This is a genomic window from uncultured Cardiobacterium sp. (assembly GCF_938028185.1).
Lineage (GTDB): Bacteria > Pseudomonadota > Gammaproteobacteria > Cardiobacteriales > Cardiobacteriaceae > Cardiobacterium.
This window is the reverse complement of record NZ_CALJAH010000084.1, coordinates 1-15,499: the sequence shown is the minus strand read 5'-3', so window position 1 is coordinate 15,499 and position 15,499 is coordinate 1. Positions and strand designations below refer to the sequence as shown.

Below are 15,499 nucleotides of genomic sequence, written 5' to 3'. Positions count from 1 at the left end.
AACCATGCTTGCCATCTACTGCCCGCACTGCGCGGACACCCGCAACGAAAGCGAATACCACCATGCCGGCGAAGCCTTCATCGTCCGCCCGGCAAACCCCGACAGCATCAGCGACGAAGCCTGGGGCGACTACCTCTTCCACCGCAAAAACCCCAAAGGCTGGGTCTGGGAACAATGGGTACACGGCGCCGGCTGCCGCAAAGTGCTGGTCGTCAAACGCCACAACGTTACCAACGCCATCGCCGCCAGCTACACCCTAAACGACGCCAAACGCGCCTGGCGTGAGGAGGAAGCATGAGCGCTCGCCGCATCAACAAACCCGGCATCCGCATCGATGCCAGCCAGCCCGTCAGCTTCCACTGGAACGGACAAACCTACCAAGGCCTTGCGGGCGACACCCTCGCCTCGGCGCTCATCGCCAACGGCGTGCGCGTCATCGGCCAAAGCTACAAATACGGCCGCCCGCGCGGCATCCTCGCCGCCGGCTGCGAAGAACCGAACGCCCTCGTCCAGCTCGAAGACGGCGGCCATGCCACCCCCAACCAAAAAGCGACCCAAGTCGAACTCTACCCTGGCCTAAAAGCACGCAGCAGCGCCATACGGTGCAGCAAAAGCTTCATCGGTCGCCTGGCGCAGCGCTACATGCCGCCCGGCTTCTACAGCAAAACCTTCAAATGGCCGCAAAGCCTGTGGCCGCGCTACGAAAACGCCATCCGCGCGCTCGCCGGCTTTGGCGACGCACCTCGTAGCGCCGACTGCGAATGGTACGACCACCTGCATCACCACGTGGACGTGCTGGTCATCGGCGGCGGCCTCTGCGGCCTGCTCGCGGCCGAAGCCAGCGCCCGCGCCGGACTGAAAACCCTGCTCATTGACGAACAAAACGAACCCGGCGGCTGGCTGTTGAGCGAAGCACAAACCCGTTTCGACGACCAGCCCGCGCACGCCTACCTTGATGCGCTGCTCGCTCGCCTCAAAACCCTGCCCAACCTCGAAATCCTCTCGCGTTGCGCCGCCGTTGCCGTGCACGACCACAACTACGTCCAAGCGCTCGAACAAAAACAAGATCACCTGCCGCCTGCGGCGCGCGACCCCGACCAGCCACGCCAGCGCCTGCACAAAATCCGCGCGCGGCAAATCCTGCTCGCCAGCGGCGGCATCGACCGCCCGCTCGTCTATGGCAACAACGACCTGCCCGGCGTCATGACCCTCGCCGCCGGCCAAACCTACCTCAACCGCTACGGCGTCCTGCCCGGCGAAACCGTCCTCATCTGCGGCAGCCACGACGGCATCTACCACACCGCGGCCGACTACGCCGCCGCCGGCGCAAGCGTCACCGTCGCCGACATCCGCGCCGATGCCAAAGCGCCCGCAGGGCTTGCTGCCAACATCACCGTCCTGCCCGGCTACCACATCGCAGAAGTCCGCGGCAACAAACACGTCGAAGGCGCCCGCCTCTACCACCCCGGCAGCGGTGAGGCACGCGACATCGCCGTCGAAACCGTCCTCAGCAGCGGCGGTCTCAGCCCCAGCGTCCACCTCTACTGCCACGACACCCGCCGCCCCGACTGGAACGAAAGCGCGCACGCCTTCACCGTACCGGACGACTACAGCCAAAGCCGCGACGGCATCGCCGGCATCGGCGCCGTAACCGGCCACTACCGCTGGACAGACGCACTGACACAAACCGCCGCCACCACCCGCGCCGCCCTCGCTGCACTTGGCACAAGCGGCGACATCACCCTGCCGCGCATCGACGAGCCCCTAGAGACCAACCCGCCCGCCTTCATCGTCCGCCTACAAGACGGCAAAGCCGAAGGCACCGGCGCCAAAGCCTTCGTCGATTACCAAAACGACGTAACCGCTGCCGACATCGCCATCGCCGTCGCCGAAAACTACCAGCACATCGAACACGTCAAACGCTACACCGCCTTCGGCTTCGGCACCGACCAGGGCAAACTGACCAGCGTCAACAGCATCCACCTCACCGCCGCCGCGCTTGGCGTCTCGCCCGCCGCCGTCAGCACCACCACCTACCGCCCGCCGTGGACGCCGGTAACCTTCGGCGCGCTCGCCGGCTACCGCCAGGGCAACACCTTCGAGCCAGAGCGCACCACCGCCCTGCACCCCTCGCACGAAGCGCGCGGTGCGGCAATGGAAGCCGTCGGCCAATGGTGGCGGCCGTGGTACTTCCCGCAGGCGGGCGAAGACCTGCACGCAGCGGTTGCCCGCGAAACCGCTGCCGTGCGCAGCCACGCCGGCGCGATAGATGCCAGCACCCTCGGCAAAATCCAAATCGACGGCAAAGACGCGCGCGAATTCCTGAACCGCGTGTACAGCAACGCCTGGAGCAAACTGGAGCCCGGCAAATGCCGCTACGGCCTGATGCTCGATGAGAACGGCATGGTGATGGACGACGGCGTCACCGCCTGCATCCACGACAACCAGTTCTACATGACCACCACCACCGGCGGCGCGGCGCGCGTCCTCGACTGGCTCGAACGCTGGCACCAAATCGAATGGCCAGAACTCGACGTCTGGCTCACATCCGTTACCGACCACTGGGCGACCATCGCCGTTGTCGGGCCAGAGTCGCGCGCCATCCTGCAAAGCCTCTGCGACGACATCGACTTTGACCGCGACGCCTTCAAATTCATGGAATGGCGGGCGGGAACCGTCGCTGGCATCCCGGCGCGCGTCTTCCGCATCAGCTTTAGCGGCGAACTCGCCTACGAAATCAACGTCGCCGCCGGCTACAGCCGCCACATCTGGGAAGCCGTGATGGCAGCGGGCGCCACCCCCTACGGCACCGAAACCATGCACGTCCTGCGCGCCGAAAAAGGCTTCATCATCGTCGGCCAAGACACCGACGCCACCCAAACCCCGTTTGACCTCGGCATGCCGTGGGCAGTGAACCTGAAAAAACCCTACAGCTTCCTCGGCCAGCGCTCACTCGCGCGCAGCGACACCGCGCGGCAGGGGCGCAAACAACTCGTCGGCCTGCTTAGCGCCGACCCGCACACCGTCCTGCCCGAAGGCGCACAAATCATCGCCAGCGCCGACCCAGCCGTGCCGCGCGCCGGCAGCGACGACCCGCCGGTGGCAAGCCTCGGCTACATCACATCCAGCTACCACAGCGTCGCCCTCGGCCGCAGCATCGCCCTGGCAAACATCGAAAACGGCGCGGCACGCCAAGGCGAAACCGTCTATGCCTTCGCCCACGGCAAAACCTACGCCGCGACCATCAGCAGCACCAACTTCGTTGACCCCGCCGGAGAACGCCAAAATGCCTGACATCACCTGGGAAACCCCGCTCGCCCGCCAACTCGCCGCCCACCCCGCGCCCAACGGCACGGCGGGCATCACCGCCAGCGAATGGCCACAAAGCGCCATCCACATCCTGCGCGGCAAGCCGGAAGACAGCGCCTACCTCACCGCCGCCGAAAGCGCACTTGGCGTCGCCCTGCCAACCGCGCCACGCCAAAGCGCAGAAAAAGACGCGCTCACCATCCTGCGCCTCTCGCCGGACGAATGGCTGCTGAAAAGCCCGTGGCAAGAACAAACTGCGCTCGCCACCCGCCTACAGCGCGCACTAGCTAACCAACACGCCCAACTCGTTGACAACAGCGGCGGCTACACCGGACTGGAACTGCGCGGCGAGGCGGTCGAAACCGTGCTGCGCCACCTCACCCCGTATCCGGTGGAGAACCTCGCCGCCGGCGAAGTCATCGGCACCGTGATGGAAGCCGCGCACATCACCCTGCACAAACACGGCGCCACGCACTACAGCCTCATCATCCGCCGCAGCTTCGCCGACTACGTTTGGAAACTGCTCGAAAAAGCCAGCCGCCCCTATGGCTTGGTCGTCGCGTAGTAAGTGCGCCACCAAACACCAGCCCGACACCCTATCCGACCACGGGAGGAGGGCTAGGATGGGGGACGAAGCACTCTCCCTCTGGAACAAGCATTGCTCGTCCGCAGTACTAGGGGCTGTTTACAATTCGACGAACGAGCCCCTCTCCCCCTGGGACAAGTATTGCTCGCGTAGCGAGAGAGGGGTTGGGGTGAGGGCTGTAGCGATACAGGCAAAGAAAAGTACAAAGTGCGCCGATATACCCCCTCCCCGACCCGCCCCAAATTCCTGTCCCACCCATCTCCAACCCCCGGAACCGCCCATGCAACACCTCAGCTACGAAGAACTGCACGCCCTGCTCGCCGCCACCCTGCGCGCCGGAGGCTACAACGAAGCACACGCCGCAGCCATCGCGGAAGTCCTCGCCCGGGCCGAACGCGACCAATGCCGCTCGCACGGCATCTACCGCCTGACCGGCATCCTCAAAAGCCGCCGCGCCGGACAGAACCACGGCGCGCGCGAACCCACCATCGACAACCCGCCCGAACGCGCCATCCTCAAAATCGACGCACACGGCGAATTCAGCCCGCTGGCGTTCGCCCGTGGCGCGCCACTCTTGGCAGAAAAAGCGCGGCACCACGGCATCGCGGCGATGGCCATCAACCACTGCCTGCACCTCTCCGCCCTCTGGCCGGAAGTCGAAACCCTGGCCGCACTGGGCGTCGGCGCGCTTGCCATGTGTCCCAGCAGCGCCTACGTCGCCCCGGCGGGTGGCAACGCGCCACTGCTCGGCACCAATCCGCTCGCCTTTGCCTGGCCCAACGGCGACGCGCCGCCCTACGTTTACGACTTCGCCACCTCCGTTGCCGCGCGCGGCGAAATCGAACTGCACCGCCTGGACGGCAAAACCCTGCCGGACGGCTGGGGCATCGACGCCGACGGCGCGCCGAGCCGCGACCCGGCGGCAGTACTGGCGGGCGCGCTCCTGCCCTTCGGCGGCCACAAAGGCTCGGCCATCTCCACCATGATCGAAATCCTCGCCGCCGTGTGGATTGGCGACCACCTGAGCAGCGAAAGCAGCGAAGCCGACGGCGGCCTCGCGCCCAACCACGGCACCCTGCACATCGCCCTCGACCCCGCCGCCTTCGCCGCGAAAGACCGCCTCGCCCACGCCGAAAAACTGCTTGCCGCCATCCGCGCCCAGGGCGCCCGCCTGCCGTCCGAGCGCCGCTACGCCGCCCGCGCCGCCGCCGCCAAAGACGGTATTGCCATTAGCCGGGAAAACCTTGAGCGCCTGCAACGCATCCAGCAGGGCGACTTCGCAGTGGAATTGTACTGACCACTTATAGTCATCCACCGAAAGTTTCAGACAAGGCGCGTCGCCGAAGACAGTACGCGGTTGTACGGCGAGGCGACGCAACACCGCATGAGGCTTTCGGTGGATGGCTATACATACACCTTGAGTGTTCAAGTGTATGTAAACACCCAACAACCCGCAGCGCCACAGACGCTGCGCCCATACACCTACACCCGGAAAACCATGCACACCCACATCATCGGTGGCGGCATCATCGGCCTCACCACTGCCCTCGCCCTGCGCCAGCGCGGCGAAACCGTCACCCTGCACGAAGCCGAAACCCTTTTCAGCGGCGCGTCTCTCGGCAACGCCGGACACATCGCCACCGAATACAACTACCCCGTCGCCAGCCTTGCCGTCCTGCCCCGGCTGCCGCTGATGCTGATGAATCCGCTCGGCCCGCTGCGCATCGACTGGCGTTACCTGCCCAAAATGCTGCCTTGGGGCTGGCAAATGCTCACCAATATGCTGCCCGCGCGCTACCGGAACAACCACCGCGCCCTGCTGGCGCTCAACCGCGAAAGCCTTGCCGCCTGGGAACGCCTCGCCGCAGAGTGGCAACTGCCGCCGCTCCTCCGCCACGACGGCATCCTCCACATCGCCAGCCGTGCTAAAACCGCCGCCCGCCTGCCCGCGCACGCCGCCCAGCTACAAGCGCTCGGCTTTCCCTGCCAGTACCTGAGCGCTGACGAACTGCGCGAATTTGAACCGGCGCTTGCACGCCAACACGGCGGCATCCACTACCAAAAATCCGCCCACATCACCGACCTTGCCGCGCTGGGCGCGACCCTTGCCGACCGCCTGCGCGCCAGCGGTGGCGACATCCGCGAACACAGCCGTATCACCGCTGCCCGCCGCGAAAACAGCGGCATCAGCCTGCAAACGGCAGACGGCGCGCACATTCACGCCGAGCGCGTCATCCTCTGCGCGGGCGCGCACAGCAAGGCGCTGGCAGAAAACCTCACCGGGGTGCGCGTGCCGCTCGACACCGAACGCGGCTACCACCTCATGCTGCCGGGTGAGGCCGCGCGGCTGCGCCTGCCCGTTTCCAGCATCGACCACAGCTTTGTGATGACGCCGATGCAACACGGCCTGCGCCTCGCCGGCACCGTGGAATACGCGGGACTCGAAGCGCCGCCGAACATGGCACGCGCGCGCAACCTCAAGCTGCTGGCGGAAAAACTGCTGCAAGCGCCACTCAACGGCGATGGCGCAGAAGCATGGATGGGCTTCCGCCCGACCACCGCCGACAGCCTGCCGGTGATAGACCGCGACGGCGACGTCCTGCTCGCCTTCGGCCACCAGCACCTCGGTCTGACCCAGGCGGCGCTGACCGCCGAAACCCTGGCGGCGCTGTACTTCGGCGAAACCCCGCCGCTGGACCTCACCCCCTACCGCCTGCACCGTTTCACCTGAAACCTGCACGGAACCGGGTGAGAATTACTATAAAATTCCCGCATGACCCGCACCCAACGCCTGCTCACCCTGCTGCAACACCTGCGCGACAGCCGCCGTGCCGTCAGCGCGTCCGCGCTCGCCGCCCGCCTCGGCGTCAGCCTGCGCACCATCTACCGCGACATCGACACGCTGCGGCAACAGGGCGCGGACATCCGTGGCGCGGCGGGAACCGGTTTCATGTTGCACAAGACGGATTTCCTCCTGCCGCCGCTGATGTTTGACGAAGATGAAATCGAGGCGCTGGTCTTCGGCATCCGCGCCACCATTGTCCAGGGCGATGACGACATGACCGCCGCCGCGCGTCGCCTGCTCGGCAAAATCCACGACGTGTTGCCGGAAAAATGGACGGCGCGCCTCGCCGCACAGGCCTTCTATCCGTTCAGTGGCAAAAAAACGGCGACCTGCGGCGCGGCAGAGCAACAGGCGCTGGCGCACATCCGCCGCGCGCTGCGCCAGCAGCGTACCCTCCGCTTCCGCTATACCGACGCCGCCGGACAGGCGAGCGCGCGCACGGTGTGGCCCATCGCCCTCGGCTACTTTGAAGACGCGCGCCTGCTCGCCGCCTGGTGCGAATTGCGCCGGGACTTCCGCCATTTTCGCTGCGACCGCATCGCCGACGCCGCCCCCGGCGCCCTCTGCCCGCAACCGCACGCGCTGCTGCTCAAACGGTGGCAGGTACAGGAAAAGCTGGACTTGCTGCGCCTGTACGGTTTTTGAGTGCCAAACGCGGGGTGCCATCGTGAGGATGCGCTAACAGAGGCGGTTGACCATAATTAACGGACGGCGCGCGGTCTGCCGCCGATAATGTTGTCCCCATTAACCGGAGCCTCTCCATGATATTCCCCCGCCCGCTATTCGTCGCGCTTGCCCTGGCGCTTGTCAGCACGCACCTTCCCGCCCTGGCCGCTGCGCCCGCACCCCCCACCACTTCCGCCCCCGCGCGTGCCGACTGGCGCGTACTCGGCGAATTTGAATCGCGCGGCCTGCGCTATCTTTATGTACTGGTGCCGAAGCCGGAAAACCGCGCGCAGCTCGTCGCGCTGGCGGAGGCGATTCATCAGGCCGAGCCGGACGCCTGGCTGTGGCTGAGCGACAGCGACGAAAAAATCGCCGAAATCATCGCCGCCAACCAGGCGGGCGATACGGCGAAGCTGCTGCCGTTGCAGCCGTGGTTGCAGCAGCATATCGTCGCCAACAGCGTGCTACTGCTCAATCCCGACCGCAGCCGCAGTTGGGTGTTGTACGAAGGCGCGACGCGCGAGACACAGATTGCCACGCTGCCGTGTCTTGATGGCAAGGGACGATGCAAGCCGTAAACCCTTTGACTGCCCATAAAAAACGCCACCGGAGGGTGGCGTTTTTGCTGGCGGCGGGATTATCGCAGCGGGCGGATTTCGCTGATGCCGCCCATGTACGGCAACAGCGCTTCCGGGATGGTGATGCTGCCGTCGGCGTTCTGGTAGTTTTCGAGGATGGCGACCAGCGTCCGTCCCACGGCGAGGCCGGAGCCGTTCAGGGTGTGGACGGGCTGCGGTTTTTTGCTGTCTTTCGGGCGGTAGCGCGCCTGCATCCGCCGCGCCTGGAAGTCGGTGCAGTTGCTGCATGAGCTGATTTCGCGGTATTTGCCCTGCCCCGGCAGCCACACTTCGAGGTCGTAGGTTTTGGCGGACGAAAAGCCCATGTCGCCGGTGCAGAGGAGAACGACGCGGTAGGGCAGGTTCAGTTTTTGCAGGATGTTTTCCGCGTTGGCGGTGAGTTTTTCCAGTTCGTCGTAGCTGGTTTCCGGGGCGACGATTTTCACCATTTCCACTTTGTCGAACTGGTGCTGGCGAATCATGCCGCGCACGTCGCGCCCGTGTGAGCCCGCTTCGGAGCGGAAGCAGGGGGTGTGCGCGGTGTAGTAGAGCGGCAGGTCGGCTTCTTCAAGCACGGTGTCGGCGACGAGGTTGGTCAGGCTGACTTCGGAGGTGGGGATGAGGTAGAAGTGGCGCTCGCCGAGGGCGGTTTTGAAGAGGTCTTCTTCAAATTTGGGCAACTGCCCGGTGCCGAACAGCGCCTGCGCGTTGGCGAGATACGGCACATACATTTCGGTGTAGCCGTCGTCGCGGGTGTGGACGTCGAGCATGAACTGGGCGATGGCGCGGTGCAGGCGGGCGAGGTCGCCGCGCAGTACGGTGAAGCGCGCACCGGCGAGTTTGGCGCCGTTGTCGAAATCGAGGCCGATGGCTTCGAGGTCGGCGTGCTCTTTTGGCGGGAAGTCGAAAACGCGCGGTGTGCCCCAGCGGCGCACTTCGAGGTTGTCGTCTTCGTCCTTGCCGACGGGGACGCTTTCGTGCGGCGGGTTAGGGACGGTGGCGAGCAGCGCATCGAGTGCGATCTGGATTTCCGCGTAGTGCTGTTCGCTGTCTTTTTGTTCGCTGTCCAGCGCGGCGACTTGCGCCATCAGCGCGTCAGCATTCTCGCCTTTTTTCTTCGCCTGGCCGATTTGCGCGGAGAGGCTGTTGCGTTGTGCTTGCAGTTGTTCGGCTTTGACTTGCGCGGTTTTGCGCGCGTCTTCGAGGCGCTGGTATTCGTCCAGCGGGAAGGTGTAGCCACGGCTTTGCAGGCGCGCGGCGATGGCGGCGGCGTCCTGACGCAGGAGTTTGCTGTCTATCATGATGTTTTCCTTTTATTTTGCGGTGATGTCTTGGTTTTCGACGTGGGCGACGGTGTTGTCAGCGGTGTAGTAGATGACGAGGCGGCGGTGGTAGGTGTGTTTGCTGTCGCCGGCGAAGTAGGTATAGAGGTAGTTGGCGCGGTCTTTGTGGAAGGGGTCGGTCAGTTGCGGCGTGCCAAGCAGGCGTTCGACTTCGGCGCGGCTCATGCCGGGCTGGATGCGGGCGATGTCGGCATCGGAGAAGATGTTGCCCTGGATGACGTCGGTTTTGTAGAGGAAGGGGGTGTAGTTGCCGCAGCCGCAGAGGGCGAGAGCAAGCAGGCAGGGGAGGGCAATGCGCATGAGTTTTCCTGTGGAGAATCAAGGCGGGCATTATAACGCGCCATTTTGCCGCCGGGCAGGCATGAAAAATCCCGCCGGAGCGGGATTTTGATGACCGTAATGTCCCCATGAGCAGCGCATAAAAAACCCGCGTACAAGGCGGGTTTTGCAAATAAATTATTCCTCGTAACGTACCGCGAGGATTTCCAGCATTTTGCGGCCACCGGGAATGACCACTTCTACCGTCTCGCCTTCTTCTTTGCCCAAGAGCGCGCGTGCAATCGGGGAGGTATTGGAAATCAGCCCGGCCTTGATGTCGGCTTCGTCTTCGCCGACGATTTTATAAGTCATTTCCTCGCCGCTGTCGCTGTCTTCCAGCTCAACCGTGGTGCCGAAAACCACCTTGCCATTTTGCGCCAGACTCATTACGTCAATCACATTGGCGTGGCTCAATTTATGCTCCAGCTCGCGGATACGGCCTTCGATAAAGCCCTGCTGTTCGCGCGCGGCGTGGTATTCGGCATTTTCCTTCAAATCGCCGTGTTCACGCGCCTCGGCAATCGCCTCAATCACACGCGGACGGTCTTCGCTTTTCAATTTTTCCAGTTCGGCGCGCAAAGCCTGTTCGCCTTTCTTGGTCATCGGGATTTTTACAGTCATGGATTACTCTCTGATGGGGATTTACATAAGAAAAAGCCTTGCCGCAGCAAGGCTTGTTTGAGGCGCGTATTCTACCGCTTTCGCCGCCGCTTTGCCCGGCGATTTTCAAGCCGCCAAGCCCCGCTATAATGCGCGCATTTCACCGCTCCCACACCATCATGCCCCAAACCTTCCGCCACATCGGCATCATCGGCAAACTCGGCGCCATCCGCGTGCAGGACGCCCTTGCCCGCACCCTCGCCGTCCTCGAACAGCGCAACCTGCGCTACAGCCTCGACCCCGACACCGTCCCGCCCGAATACCAGGTCATCCCCGCCGCCCGCCCGGTCAGCGCCTGGGATGACGTGGATCTGTGCATCGTCATCGGCGGCGACGGCACCTTCCTCTACGCCAGCCGCGCGCTGATTGACCGGCAAATCCCGCTGATTGGCATCCACACCGGCCGCTTGGGCTTCCTCGCCGACCTCACCCTTGACGACCTTGCCGCCCAGCTCGACCGCATCCTCGCCGGACATTACCAGTGCGAACAGCGCCACACCCTGAAAGTCACCATCGACAGCCGCGACGGCAGCACCGAACACCTCGCCATCAATGACGCCGTCATCCGCAGCAGCAAGGCACAAATGATCGAGCTGGACGTGTACAGCCACGACCGCTACTTAAGCCACTACCGCGCCGACGGCCTCATCATCGCCACCCCGACCGGTTCCACCGCCTACGCCTTGGCCGCCGGTGGCCCCATCATCGAGCCGAACCTGCCGGTCAGCCTCGTCGTCCCCATCTGCCCGCATACCCTGACCCAGCGTCCGGTGGTCATCGACGCGCGCAGCCCGATTACCATCACCCCCGGCGCCAAAACCGGCGGCGCGCAGCTCAGCATCGACGGCCAGCAACAACACCGCCTGCATCACAAAGACCGTATCACCATCCGCGCCGGTATCCCGCTGCCGGTGCTGCACCCGGAAAACTACCACTTCCAGGACCGCCTGCGCGCCAAACTCAACTGGGGCATCGCCCCCGAAGACAGCCACGGATAACCCATGCTCGAACAACTCACCATCGACCAAATCGCCATCATCGAACACAGCGAAATCCACTTCCGCCCCGGCTACAACGTCCTGACCGGCGAAACCGGCGCGGGCAAATCCATCCTCATCGACGCGCTCGGCCTCGTCCTTGGCGAACGCGCCGATGCCAGCAGCATCCGCCACGGCGAAAAACGTGCCACCGTCAGCGCCACCTTCCGCGACCTCAGCGCCGCGCACCAGCAGGCACTCGCCGACGACGGCCTCGACGACCCGGACAACCCCGGCCAGGTCGTCATTCGCCGCACCCTGCGCGACGGCGGCAGCAAAGCCTGGGTAAACGACCAAAACGTGACCGGCGGCAAACTCAAAACACTGGCCGCCGCGCTGGTGAACATCCACGGCCAGCACCACAACCAGGCGCTGCTCAAAAACGACGAACAGCGCCGCCGCCTCGACCGCTACGCCGGACACCGCGAACTGCTCGCCGCCTGCGCCGACGCCTGGCGCCACTGGCAACAACTCGAAAAAGACCACTCCGCCTGGCAAACCGCACGCAGCAGCGACGAAGAACGCCTCGCCCTGCTCGCCTACCAGCTCGATGAAATCGAACAACTCGCGCCGCAAGAAGACGAATTTGACCAACTCGCCGCAAAACAAACCCTGCTCGCCAGCGCCGACCAAATCCTTGCCAGCGGCAGCCGCCTCGCCGAGCAACTGAGCAACGGCGAACACAACCTGCACAGCGCCTTGCGCCACGCCCAGCGCGAAGCCGAACACCTCGCTGCCATCCACGACAACTACCGCGAAACCGCCGAACTGCTCGAACAAAGCGCCGTGTACCTGAGTGAGGCGAGCGACAGCCTCGCCAAACAACTGGGCAAAATCGAACACGATCCCGAAGCCCTTGCCGAGACCGAAGCGCGGATGAGCGCGCTGCACGCCCTTGCCCGCAAACACCACATCGACCCCGGCCAACTGCCCGCGCACTGGCAAACCCTGGCCGCCGAACACGAAGCGCTCTCGCAAAAAAACCAGAGCGGCAGCGCGTTAGAGGCCGCCTGCCGGGCAGCAGAGGCCGACTACCACACCAAAGCCGCCGCCTTGAGCACCGCGCGACAAAAGGCCGCCCCGGCACTCGCGCGCGATGTCGAACAATGGATACACCAACTCGGCATGGAAAAAGCCACCTTCGCCATTGACGTCCAGCCCGCTGCCCGCCCCGCCGCGCACGGCAACGACGACATCACCTACACCCTCTGCGCCAACCCCGGTCAAACCCTGCAACCGCTCGCCAAAGTCGCCTCCGGCGGCGAACTCTCGCGCGTCAGCCTCGCCATCGAAGTCGCCTGCCTCGACGAAACCCCGACGCCACCGCCGACCATCATCTTCGACGAAATCGACACCGGCATCGGCGGCGAAATCGCCGACACCGTTGGCCGCCTGCTGCACACCCTCGGCCAAAACCGGCAAGTACTGTGCATCACCCACCTGCCGCAAGTCGCCGCCTACGCCGACGCGCACTACCGCATCGAAAAACACAGCGACAACCACGCCACCCAAACCCGCGTGACCGCGCTGGACGACGAAGCGCGCATCACCGAAATCGCGCGGATGCTCGGCAGCGCCGCGAGCGACACCAGCCGCGACCACGCCCGCACCATGCTGGCGCGCAAAGCCAGCGTAAACATCACCCCGCGCCGTCGCGCGGTCTGACACTATCTGTCTTCAGCGACGCGCCTTGTCTGAAACTTTCGGTGGATTGCTATAAACAGGTTCCAACAGCACCTGCGGCAAACAAAAAGAAGGCACAAGGCCTTCTTTTTTTACAACGCGGGCGGAAACGGTTTGATTTTGGGATTGCCGCTGCTGGCGCTGTGGATGCGGCTTTCGCCCTGGCGTTGCACCTTGTCGATGCGGATGATTTGATGGTAGGGGACGAAGGCGGTGCTGACGTCGCCAAATTCGGCGGTGAGGCGCTCGACGCGCGGGTCAATCAGCACCTGCGTTTCTTCGTGGAAAAGGAAGCCTTCCAGGCAGATGAAGCCCGCCATGTCGGCGGGGAAGACGTGGCGGACGTAGAGGTCGTAGTAGTGCTGTTCGGTTTTGAACTGCACGCGGTAGATGGCGTCCTCCGCACTCATGCGCCGCGTTCCGCCCAGGCCTGCAAAAATTCCTGCCAGTGTTCGCTTTCCTGGTCTTGCAGAAAGTTTTGTGCTTCTTCAAGGCTTTCCTGATATTCCGCCGCGGTGAGGTTGCCGCGCATCAGCTCGAAGCGCAGGTAAACGAGGTAGGTATTCAGCACGTCGGTTTCGCAGTAGTCGCGGATGCCCTTGATGTCGCCGCTCGTGTAGCGCTCCTGCACCACGCTGCCGTCCATCGCCAGTTTGCCGGGGAAGCCGCAGAGTTTGGCGACATCGTCGAGGCTGGCGACGGTGCGCGCCTGGTAGCCGGAGAGGACGTCCATCAGGTCGATATGGCGCCAGTGGTAGCGGTTCTGGTAGTTGTTGAAGCGGTAGGTGTTGTCGTGGTCGCCCACTTCAAAGTAGCGCTGCGCGGGGATGCCGTGAAAGAGGGCGCGGTAGTGCAGAACGGGCAGGTCAAAACCGCCGCCATTCCAGCTCACTAGCGTCGGCGCGTATTTTTCGATGCCCTGAAAGAAGCGTTGCACGATTTCGTATTCGCTGCTCGCCTCATCACCGAGCGACCAGATTTTCAGCCCCTGCGCGGTTTTCATCGCAACGGATATGGCGACGATTTTGTGCAGGTGGTGGCGCATGAAGGTGCTGCCGGTCTCGGCAAGGCGCTCGCTGCTCATCATGCGGTAGATGGTGTCGTCGTCCAGCTCTTGCGGCGGGTGGTTGAGCAGGCGGTAAGCGGCAACGTCGGCGACGGTTTCGATGTCGAAGATGAGGACGTTATGAATCATGGTGGTGGTTTTGCTAGGCGGGGCGATTTACATACAGGGTAGCGACTATGGTGTATGTAAATTGAGGAAGGATGGCGGGAGGTGATGTGGTGGTTGGCTTACACGTTGACAATTTGTTGTGAACACCGTCGCTACGCGGGTTTTCACTACTTTGGGTTTCCCTAGAAAACGGCACAGCTATTTTTCTAGAGAAACTCGCGCCGTACAATCGCGAGCCCTTTGGCTGCGCGATTTTTCTAAGCTTCGGTGTATCTTTATAAATTCCCGCGGATTTGCTCAATTGCGACCAGCATAGAATCAGCGGCGCGTCTATCTGTATCAAAAGGAATAGTTACCCATACTGGGGCCGTATCCTTGCTTAATTCAAAATGGATTTCTAAAAATGCATATTCCGTTACTGTTGTGCGAGAGCGGGATTTGCCGCCAAAGGTATATCCAAGACCAATACGGGAAAAAATGGAAATGCGGCCGCCGTGTTTGGTCGTCGTATTCATCTCGGTTTCTCTTTCAACTTTGGCGCCAATAATTTGTGACGGTTCAAGAATCAGGCGGCGATAAGCGGTCTCATAATTTTGCACATACAATTTACGCGCATTACGGTCAACGGCAATGAGTGCAGGCGCGGGTTTGCGAGTTTGGTGGCTTTGTGTGGGCTGGAAATCCAACACCGCCATATCATGATTCATTTCTTTCAGACAGTTGTTGAATTGAATAATGCGGTACGGCGTATAAATTACTTTCTCCAGCAGAATATTGGCAATGGTGCCGATGATAAGTGCCAACAAAATGCCATTCAATAATGGATTGTCTCTTGACGAAGCAGCGACGAATCCAATGATAAAGAGCAAGGCATAGACGATAAAAGGCGAGTATCGCGACAATGTAAACTGGAACTTTATTTTTTGGAAAAAGGCATCGTTAGCGCTAAACGGTTGGATTTCTGTATTTTCGCTCATGGGGCTCTCCTGAGTATGAGACGGAAAGAAAATTATCCATAAGAATGGATAACAAAAATGCCATTTGGGATGGCATTAGCATTTTAACATAAATTTGTATTAGCTCATGGAGCAGCAATATTTACAGCGAATTGGCAACACGCTCTATAACGAAGGCCATTGCTCACCAAACTGTGTCTGCTCCCGTTGTTGGGGTGCGCGCAGCGCGTACCCCAACCTACAGTATTGCGGTTATTGGTGGTGTCCTAAAATGTATGCTGATAAACGGCGGGCAAACAAAAAGC

Annotated in this window: 15 protein-coding genes; 9 read left to right on the top strand and 6 right to left on the bottom strand. The window is 62.6% G+C overall.

Features of this window, described 5'->3' with window-relative positions:
• Positions 1-4: 4 nt before the first annotated feature.
• The 7 genes from Q0349_RS02800 to Q0349_RS02770 all read left to right on the top strand — a co-directional run bounded on the left by Q0349_RS02800 (position 5) and on the right by Q0349_RS02770 (position 7,984).
• Positions 5-298 (top strand): sarcosine oxidase subunit delta, encoded by a 294-nt coding sequence (locus Q0349_RS02800; protein ID WP_298079358.1) that lies wholly within the window; start codon positions 5-7, stop codon positions 296-298.
• The gene (locus tag Q0349_RS02795; protein ID WP_298079357.1) at positions 295-3,294 is read left to right on the top strand and encodes a sarcosine oxidase subunit alpha family protein; all 3,000 of its coding nucleotides are present in this window, start codon (positions 295-297) and stop codon (positions 3,292-3,294) included. Before Q0349_RS02800 ends, Q0349_RS02795 begins: the two co-directional genes overlap by 4 nt.
• Complete coding sequence (locus Q0349_RS02790) at positions 3,287-3,874, top strand: sarcosine oxidase subunit gamma family protein (RefSeq protein ID WP_298079356.1); 588 nt, start codon at positions 3,287-3,289, stop codon at positions 3,872-3,874. Before Q0349_RS02795 ends, Q0349_RS02790 begins: the two co-directional genes overlap by 8 nt.
• Before the next feature lie 301 nt (positions 3,875-4,175).
• Positions 4,176-5,192 (top strand): Ldh family oxidoreductase, encoded by a 1,017-nt coding sequence (locus tag Q0349_RS02785; protein WP_298079355.1) that lies wholly within the window; start codon positions 4,176-4,178, stop codon positions 5,190-5,192.
• 201 nt (positions 5,193-5,393) lie between these two features.
• Positions 5,394-6,626: an FAD-dependent oxidoreductase gene (locus Q0349_RS02780; RefSeq protein WP_298079354.1), complete on the top strand. Its 1,233-nt coding sequence runs from the start codon at positions 5,394-5,396 to the stop codon at positions 6,624-6,626.
• A 42-nt stretch (positions 6,627-6,668) separates the two neighbouring features.
• The gene (locus Q0349_RS02775; RefSeq protein WP_298079353.1) at positions 6,669-7,385 is read left to right on the top strand and encodes a YafY family protein; all 717 of its coding nucleotides are present in this window, start codon (positions 6,669-6,671) and stop codon (positions 7,383-7,385) included.
• Positions 7,386-7,501: 116 nt separating this feature from the next.
• Positions 7,502-7,984 (top strand): hypothetical protein, encoded by a 483-nt coding sequence (locus Q0349_RS02770; RefSeq protein WP_298079352.1) that lies wholly within the window; start codon positions 7,502-7,504, stop codon positions 7,982-7,984.
• A 59-nt stretch (positions 7,985-8,043) separates the two neighbouring features.
• Here the strand turns inward: Q0349_RS02770 and serS are convergent, their stop codons facing one another.
• The 3 genes from serS to greA form a co-directional block, all read right to left on the bottom strand.
• A complete protein-coding gene (serS, locus tag Q0349_RS02765; protein ID WP_298079351.1) occupies positions 8,044-9,324 on the bottom strand; it encodes a serine--tRNA ligase in 1,281 nt (426 codons plus the stop codon).
• Positions 9,325-9,336: 12 nt separating this feature from the next.
• Entirely contained in the window at positions 9,337-9,666 is a 330-nt protein-coding gene (locus Q0349_RS02760) for an outer membrane protein assembly factor BamE (protein ID WP_298079350.1), read from the bottom strand.
• Positions 9,667-9,822: 156 nt separating this feature from the next.
• Positions 9,823-10,305, bottom strand: a complete 483-nt coding sequence (greA, locus tag Q0349_RS02755; protein ID WP_298079349.1) for a transcription elongation factor GreA — start codon at positions 10,303-10,305, stop codon at positions 9,823-9,825.
• A 158-nt stretch (positions 10,306-10,463) separates the two neighbouring features.
• Between greA and Q0349_RS02750 the strand changes: the two genes are divergently transcribed.
• Entirely contained in the window at positions 10,464-11,342 is an 879-nt protein-coding gene (locus tag Q0349_RS02750) for an NAD(+)/NADH kinase (protein WP_298079348.1), read from the top strand.
• 3 nt (positions 11,343-11,345) lie between these two features.
• Positions 11,346-13,046, top strand: coding sequence for a DNA repair protein RecN (recN, locus tag Q0349_RS02745; RefSeq protein WP_298079347.1), 1,701 nt, complete (start codon positions 11,346-11,348; stop codon positions 13,044-13,046).
• 110 nt (positions 13,047-13,156) lie between these two features.
• On the opposite strand, the gene Q0349_RS02740 is transcribed toward recN, so the two are convergent.
• The 3 genes from Q0349_RS02740 to Q0349_RS02730 all read right to left on the bottom strand — a co-directional run bounded on the left by Q0349_RS02740 (position 13,157) and on the right by Q0349_RS02730 (position 15,215).
• A complete protein-coding gene (locus Q0349_RS02740) occupies positions 13,157-13,474 on the bottom strand; it encodes a DUF1820 family protein (RefSeq protein ID WP_298079346.1) in 318 nt (105 codons plus the stop codon).
• Complete coding sequence (locus tag Q0349_RS02735; RefSeq protein ID WP_298079345.1) at positions 13,471-14,259, bottom strand: 3'-5' exonuclease; 789 nt, start codon at positions 14,257-14,259, stop codon at positions 13,471-13,473. Before Q0349_RS02735 ends, Q0349_RS02740 begins: the two co-directional genes overlap by 4 nt.
• A gap of 254 nt (positions 14,260-14,513) precedes the next feature.
• Positions 14,514-15,215, bottom strand: a complete 702-nt coding sequence (locus tag Q0349_RS02730) for a hypothetical protein (protein ID WP_298079344.1) — start codon at positions 15,213-15,215, stop codon at positions 14,514-14,516.
• Between the last annotated feature and the right edge of the window lie 284 nt (positions 15,216-15,499).